This is a genomic window from Mesorhizobium sp. M1A.F.Ca.IN.020.04.1.1 (assembly GCF_003997315.1).
Classification (GTDB): domain Bacteria; phylum Pseudomonadota; class Alphaproteobacteria; order Rhizobiales; family Rhizobiaceae; genus Mesorhizobium.
On record NZ_RZSN01000254.1, the window covers coordinates 1 to 5,921 of the forward strand.

A 5,921-nucleotide genomic window follows, 5' to 3' on the forward strand; every position below is an offset into this window, starting at 1 on the left:
GTGCTGAAGATCCCGGGCATCGCCGTCGGCGGCTATCCGAAGGGCCTTTTCGCCACCATCATCGCCATTGTGCTTGCCACGCCGGCGCTCTGGCTGTTCGCCTATGGCTCAGCGCTGATCGCGCGCAAGAACGGCTTTGCCGTCATGGCGCGCGCCGCCGAGCCGGAACCGCGCGAGCAGGACGATCTGCTCTTCGATGAGGATGAAGACGAGGGCGACGAAGGCATTCTTGCGCTCGGCGCCATCACCCATTGGTGGCTGTCGTTCCGTGCATGGATGCATCGGCGTGCCGCGCGCCGCAGGCAGGAGCGTGACGAGTTCGAGCCTCAGATTGAGCCGCGGGCCAGCGCCTGGCGCCGCGCCGCCGAACGGGTCGAATCGGCCGAGTACGCCGAATCCAGGATGAGCCCCGGCGGCCGCGCCCGTGTCGAGCCGGAATTCTTCGCCGCAATGGTCAACGACCGCAGCGCTTCGGTCGATCCCGTGGACGACAACGTCTTCGACGACGAGGAGGCCGATCTCGACGACTTCGACGACGAAGAGCCGGTCCAGCGCCGCGCCAATGTGCGCAATTTCCGCTCGGACGCGGCGACGCGCGTGGAGGCGCCTGCGCCGCGCCCGGTGCAAGGCGCACGCGTTCAGCGCGAGGCGCAGACCTCGCTCATCGGCTCCGGCACGTTCGAGATGCCGTCGCTGCATTTCCTGTCCGAACCGAAGAACGTGGCGAAAGACCCGAGCCTGTCGAAGGACGCGCTGGAGCAGAACGCACGGCTGCTCGAAGGCGTGCTCGAGGATTTCGGCGTCAAGGGCGAGATCATCCATGTCCGCCCGGGTCCGGTCGTCACGCTCTATGAGCTGGAACCTGCGCCCGGTATCAAATCCTCGCGCGTCATCGGCCTTTCCGACGATATCGCCCGCTCGATGAGCGCGATCGCCTGCCGCGTTGCCGTCGTGCCCGGCCGCAACGCCATCGGCATCGAGCTGCCGAATGCCAAGCGCGAGACGGTCTATCTGCGCGAGATCATGGCGAGCCGCGACTTCGAAACCACCAAGGCGAAGCTCGCCTTGGCGCTCGGCAAGACCATCAACGGCGAGGCGGTCATCGTCGACATCGCCAAGATGCCGCATGTGCTGGTCGCCGGCACCACAGGCTCGGGCAAGTCGGTCGCCATCAACACCATGATCCTGTCGCTGCTCTACCGGCTCACCCCGCAGGAATGCCGGCTGATCATGATCGATCCGAAGATGCTCGAGCTCTCGGTCTATGACGGCATCCCGCATCTGCTCACGCCCGTCGTCACGGATCCGAAGAAGGCCGTGGTGGCGCTGAAATGGACTGTGCGCGAGATGGAGGACCGCTACCGCAAGATGTCCAAGGTCGGCGTGCGCAATATCGACGGCTTCAACGCACGCGTCAGCCAGGCCGAGAAGAAGGGTGAGAAAATCTCGCGCACCGTGCAGACCGGCTTCGACCGCCAGACGGGCGAGGCGATCTACGAGACCGAGGATCTCGACCTCGAGCCGATGCCCTATATCGTTGTCATCATCGACGAAATGGCCGACCTGATGATGGTGGCCGGCAAGGACATCGAAGGCGCGGTGCAGCGCCTGGCGCAGATGGCGCGCGCCGCCGGCATCCATGTCATCATGGCGACGCAGCGCCCGTCGGTCGACGTCATCACCGGCACCATCAAGGCCAATTTCCCCACCCGCATCTCATTCCAGGTAACGTCGAAGATCGACAGCCGCACCATCCTGGGCGAGCAGGGCGCCGAGCAGCTGCTCGGCATGGGCGACATGCTCTACATGGCGGGCGGCGGCCGCATCCAGCGTGTCCACGGTCCCTTCGTCTCGGACGACGAGGTCGAACGGATCGTCGGCCATCTCAAACTGCAGGGCGTGCCGGAGTATCTCGACGCCATCACCGAGGATGACGAGGAAGACGACGAGGACGGCGCCTCGGGCCGGGGCGGTTCCGGCGGCGGCGGCGGGGGCGGCAATTTCGAGGATTCCGATGATCCCTACGATCAGGCGGTGGCCGTGGTGCTGCGCGACGGCAAGGCCTCGACCAGCTACATCCAGCGCCGGCTGGGCATCGGCTACAACCGCGCGGCGTCAATCATCGAAAAGATGGAGAAGGAAGGCATCGTCGGCCCGGCCAACCACGCCGGCAAACGCGAGATTCTCGTTCCCACCGAGGACGATAAGTTCTAGCCCGGCGACGTCCACGGGAGGCGGCCGGCAACTTTGAACCCTCTGGCGCGTTGATGCGACCAAGCGCCGTGCGACCCGCCAAACTTAGGCCCAACTGGCGGTCCAGAGACTGCGACCAAGGCAAATCACAGGAAGTGACCGGCATGAAGACCCAGACAGATTTCGCTCCGACCCGCCGACAGCTGCTCGGCCTTGGCCTGGTGCTTGCGGGCGCCGCCGCCATCAATGTCGTGCCGGGCTTCCAACTTCTGGCCTTGGCTCAGGCCGCCGTTCCGCCGGCGGCGCAAAAGATCGCCGACCATTTTTCCTCGGTCAAATCGATGAGCGGCGAATTCGTGCAGTTCGGCCCGAAGGGCGAGCAGACCGGCGGCAAGTTCTTCCTCGAACGTCCCGGCAAAATCCGTTTCAACTATGACGGATCGTCGAATTTCCGGGTGATCTCGGACGGCAAGTCGGTCGTCATCCTCAACAAGAAGCTGAACACCTCCGACCTCTATCCGCTGTCGAAGACGCCCTTGAAGCTTTTGCTCGACGACCGGATCGATCTCTCGGGCGGGCGCGTGAAGGCCGTCAAGGAAGAAGACGACCTCACCACCATCCAACTCTCCGACAAGTCGGTGTTCGGCAACGCCAAGATCACCATGATGTTTGATCCGAAGACCTATGAACTGCGCCAGTGGACGATCACCGACGCGCAGGGCAAGGACACAACGGTGATGATCTTCAACGTCAAGGAAGGCGTCTCCATTCCGGACGGCACCTTCGCGATCGATTATACGGCGAACCGCGAGCTCAATACCAAGACGCGGTAGGTCCGCCCATATTCAGGGCAGGGCCGGCTTGCAGCGCGGGCCGGCTTGTCTTTATGGCGCGTGGCTGGCAGTAGATCGGCGATCTTTTGCCGGACCTGCCTGAATGCCCTTCACCATAGCCACCTGGAACATCAACTCGGTGCGTCTGCGCATGCCGATCGTCGAGCGGCTGCTCAAGGAGCACGCGCCGGACGTGCTCTGCCTGCAGGAAACCAAGGTCCCGGACGAGCTGTTTCCGGAAAAGGCTTTCCGCAAGGCCGGATACCAGCACATCCTGTTCCACGGCCAGAAAGGCTATCACGGCGTGGCGACGGTGGCGCGCCGGCCGATCGCGCTGGTCGAGAAGCGGCGTTTCTGCGAGATCGACGACAGCCGGCATCTCTCGGTCAGGGTCCAGGCCGGCGGCAGGTCGATTCTGCTGCACAATTTCTACGTTCCGGCCGGCGGCGATGAGCCCGACCCGGAGATCAACCGGAAATTCCGCCACAAGCTCGATTTCGTCTATGAGATGAACAGCGTGCCGGCGAGCGAGCACGATGCCTCGATCCTGGTGGGCGACCTCAACATCGCGCCGCAGGAGCATGACGTGTGGTCGCACAAGCAATTGCTCAACGTCGTCAGCCACACGCCGGTCGAGACCGAAAACTTCGAGGCGATGCGGCGGGCCGGCGGCTGGGTTGACCTGATGCGGCTCAACGTGCCGGCCGAGCAAAAGCTCTACACCTGGTGGAGCTACCGCGCGAAGGACTGGCAAGCATCGGACCGCGGCCGGCGGCTCGACCATATCTGGTCGTCCGCCAATCTGGTGCCGAGCTTTGCCGGTTACGAGATTGTCAAGGCGGCGCGCGGCTGGGAGAAGCCGTCGGACCATGTGCCGGTCATCGCGAAGTTTGAATTGGATTGAGCGCAATCAATCGGCAGAGACGCTGCGGCGCGTCTATTCCGTAAACCGTGGCGCGAGCTCCTCGATGCGGGCGATCATCTCTTGGAATTCCTCCAGGATGCGCTCGTGCAGCTGCACCGCGAGCTCCGGATATTCCTCGAGGATGCGGCGAAACATCTTTCGGCTCAAGCGGATCACTTCCGAATCGATCGCGGCCGAGGCGCTGGTCAGCCGGTTGGTGTCGGCGATAAGGGCCAGTTCGCTGAGCATGGCGCCGGGGCCTGCCGTGCCGATCGGGACGCGTTCGCCGGTGCCTTGCTCGCGATAGAGGACTATCCGCCCGCTAACCACGATATAGGCCGAGTCGGCCACGTCATCCTCGCGGTAGAGCTTGTGGTCGGCCTGCAGAAAAGTGGTCTCGGCGCCGAAGGCCAGCAGGCGCAACTGTTCCTGCGTGAAGCCCTGAAAAAGCTTCACGGCGGACAGGATGCGGATGTCGTCATCCAGCGCCATCCTAGCTGTGTCCCCGAGCGGTCAGTCCAGTCCCTCCTTTGGAGCGCCGTCTCCTTGCGGGAGCGCGCACTCCAACTTTCAATCACGCATCGTGCGATGCGTGCAGCGAGCCGATCCATCACCCTCCAGCATCAGGATCGTACCCGAGGCAATCCCGCCCGACCGCCTATCTGTTTGGTTCGACGCAACTCCGATCGGAAAACCGCTTTCACACTTTTCCTGGAATCGCTCTAGATCATGAAATGTTTAAGGAACCAGCTTGTAGCCGCCGCTTTCTGTCACAAGAATTTCGGCATTGGAAGGATCGCGCTCAATCTTCTGGCGCAGCCGGTAGACATGGGTTTCCAGCGTGTGGGTGGTGACGCCGGAATTGTAACCCCACACTTCTTCCAAGAGCACGTCGCGCGTTACCACCTTCTGGTCGGCGCGATAGAGATATTTGATGATCGAGGCTTCCTTTTCGGTCAGCCGCACCTTGGCGCCGCGCGGATCGATCAAAAGCTTCTGGCTGGGCTTGAAGGTGTAGGGGCCGACCGAGAAGGTGGCGTCCTCGCTCTGCTCGTGCTGGCGCAACTGCGCACGGATGCGCGCCAAGAGCACCGCGAAGCGGAAAGGCTTGGTGACGTAATCGTTGGCGCCGGCCTCGAGCCCCAGAATGGTGTCGGAATCGGTGTCGTGGCCGGTCAGCATGATGATCGGGGCCTTATAGCCGCCCTTGCGCAGGATCTTCACCGCCTCGCGACCGTCCATGTCTGGCAGGCCGACGTCCATGATGAGCAGATCGACAAGGCCGCCGCGCGCCGTGGCGACGCCTTTTGCGGCAGTGGCTTCCTGCTGGACGTCGAATTCCTCGTAAAGCGCCAGTTGCTCGACGAGGGTGGCTCGCAGGTCGTCGTCGTCGTCAACGATCAGAATGGTGCGTGATGTCATGATCAATCCGTTGTTTTAAAAAGAATATTCAGTTGACCTCCCCCCATTTATGCGGAAGCTCACCGGCGCAACAGTCGTTCACAGTGATTTGTTCCGTGAGACAATCATACAAGAAAAAACGCGCGCGCAATGCGGCAGGCGAATTTTTGCCGAAGGGGCTGCATGTTCTGGTTGTGCGTGCGAGGCCCGGCAACCCTGCGCAGGGATTGCTGCAAGCCGGCCAAACGGTGTTTCCCTGCGCCCTCGGGCGCGGCGGCATTTCCGCCAGCAAGCGTGAGGGCGACGGCGCGACGCCACTGGCTGCGATGCGGATATTGTCAGGCTATTTCCGCAACGACCAGTTTCCCGGCGGCCGCCGGACGGGGCTGGCGATGGCGCCGATCGGCCCGGATCTCGGCTGGTGCGAGGTGCCGGACGACCGCAACTACAATCGGCCGGTGAAGATCCCTTACGGCGCCAGCCATGAACGGATGCGGCGCGCCGACCGGCTCTACGATGTGTGCCTGGTGCTGGACTGGAACATCGTGCCGCGCCGGCGCGGCACGATGTTCCAGTCCAGCACCAGGCAC

Annotated in this window: 6 protein-coding genes; 4 read left to right on the forward strand and 2 right to left on the reverse strand. The window is 63.1% G+C overall.

The window, feature by feature from the left end:
* The 3 genes from EOA49_RS29615 to EOA49_RS29625 all read left to right on the forward strand — a co-directional run.
* Window positions 1–2,214 (forward strand): DNA translocase FtsK (locus tag EOA49_RS29615; protein WP_164749319.1); only part of this gene is annotated, 2,214 nt, incomplete at its 5' end.
* Window positions 2,215–2,357: 143 nt separating this feature from the next.
* A complete protein-coding gene (locus tag EOA49_RS29620; protein WP_066998340.1) occupies window positions 2,358–3,026 on the forward strand; it encodes an outer membrane lipoprotein carrier protein LolA in 669 nt (222 codons plus the stop codon).
* Window positions 3,027–3,129: 103 nt separating this feature from the next.
* A complete protein-coding gene (locus EOA49_RS29625; RefSeq protein ID WP_067322968.1) occupies window positions 3,130–3,930 on the forward strand; it encodes an exodeoxyribonuclease III in 801 nt (266 codons plus the stop codon).
* Window positions 3,931–3,963: 33 nt separating this feature from the next.
* Here the strand turns inward: EOA49_RS29625 and EOA49_RS29630 are convergent, their stop codons facing one another.
* Together EOA49_RS29630 and EOA49_RS29635 are read right to left on the reverse strand one after the other, a co-directional pair.
* Window positions 3,964–4,422: a cyclic nucleotide-binding domain-containing protein gene (locus EOA49_RS29630; RefSeq protein WP_067322970.1), complete on the reverse strand. Its 459-nt coding sequence runs from the start codon at window positions 4,420–4,422 to the stop codon at window positions 3,964–3,966.
* Between the two features lie 246 nt (window positions 4,423–4,668).
* Window positions 4,669–5,352 carry a response regulator transcription factor gene (locus EOA49_RS29635; protein ID WP_066998380.1) on the reverse strand — a complete coding sequence of 228 codons (684 nt, stop codon included), beginning with the start codon at window positions 5,350–5,352 and terminating at the stop codon, window positions 4,669–4,671.
* A 146-nt stretch (window positions 5,353–5,498) separates the two neighbouring features.
* Here EOA49_RS29635 and EOA49_RS29640 point away from each other — a divergent pair.
* Window positions 5,499–5,921 (forward strand): hypothetical protein (locus EOA49_RS29640; protein ID WP_245460840.1); only part of this gene is annotated, 423 nt, incomplete at its 3' end.

Bases quoted from the DNA above. Each gene is read 5' to 3' on its own strand.
- EOA49_RS29620 (WP_066998340.1), top strand. From the start codon at position 2,358: ATGAAGACCCAGACAGATTTCGCTCCGACCCGCCGACAGCTGCTCGGC.
- EOA49_RS29625 (WP_067322968.1), top strand. From the start codon at position 3,130: ATGCCCTTCACCATAGCCACCTGGAACATCAACTCGGTGCGTCTGCGC.
- EOA49_RS29630 (WP_067322970.1), bottom strand. From the start codon at position 4,422: ATGGCGCTGGATGACGACATCCGCATCCTGTCCGCCGTGAAGCTTTTT.
- EOA49_RS29635 (WP_066998380.1), bottom strand. From the start codon at position 5,352: ATGACATCACGCACCATTCTGATCGTTGACGACGACGACGACCTGCGA.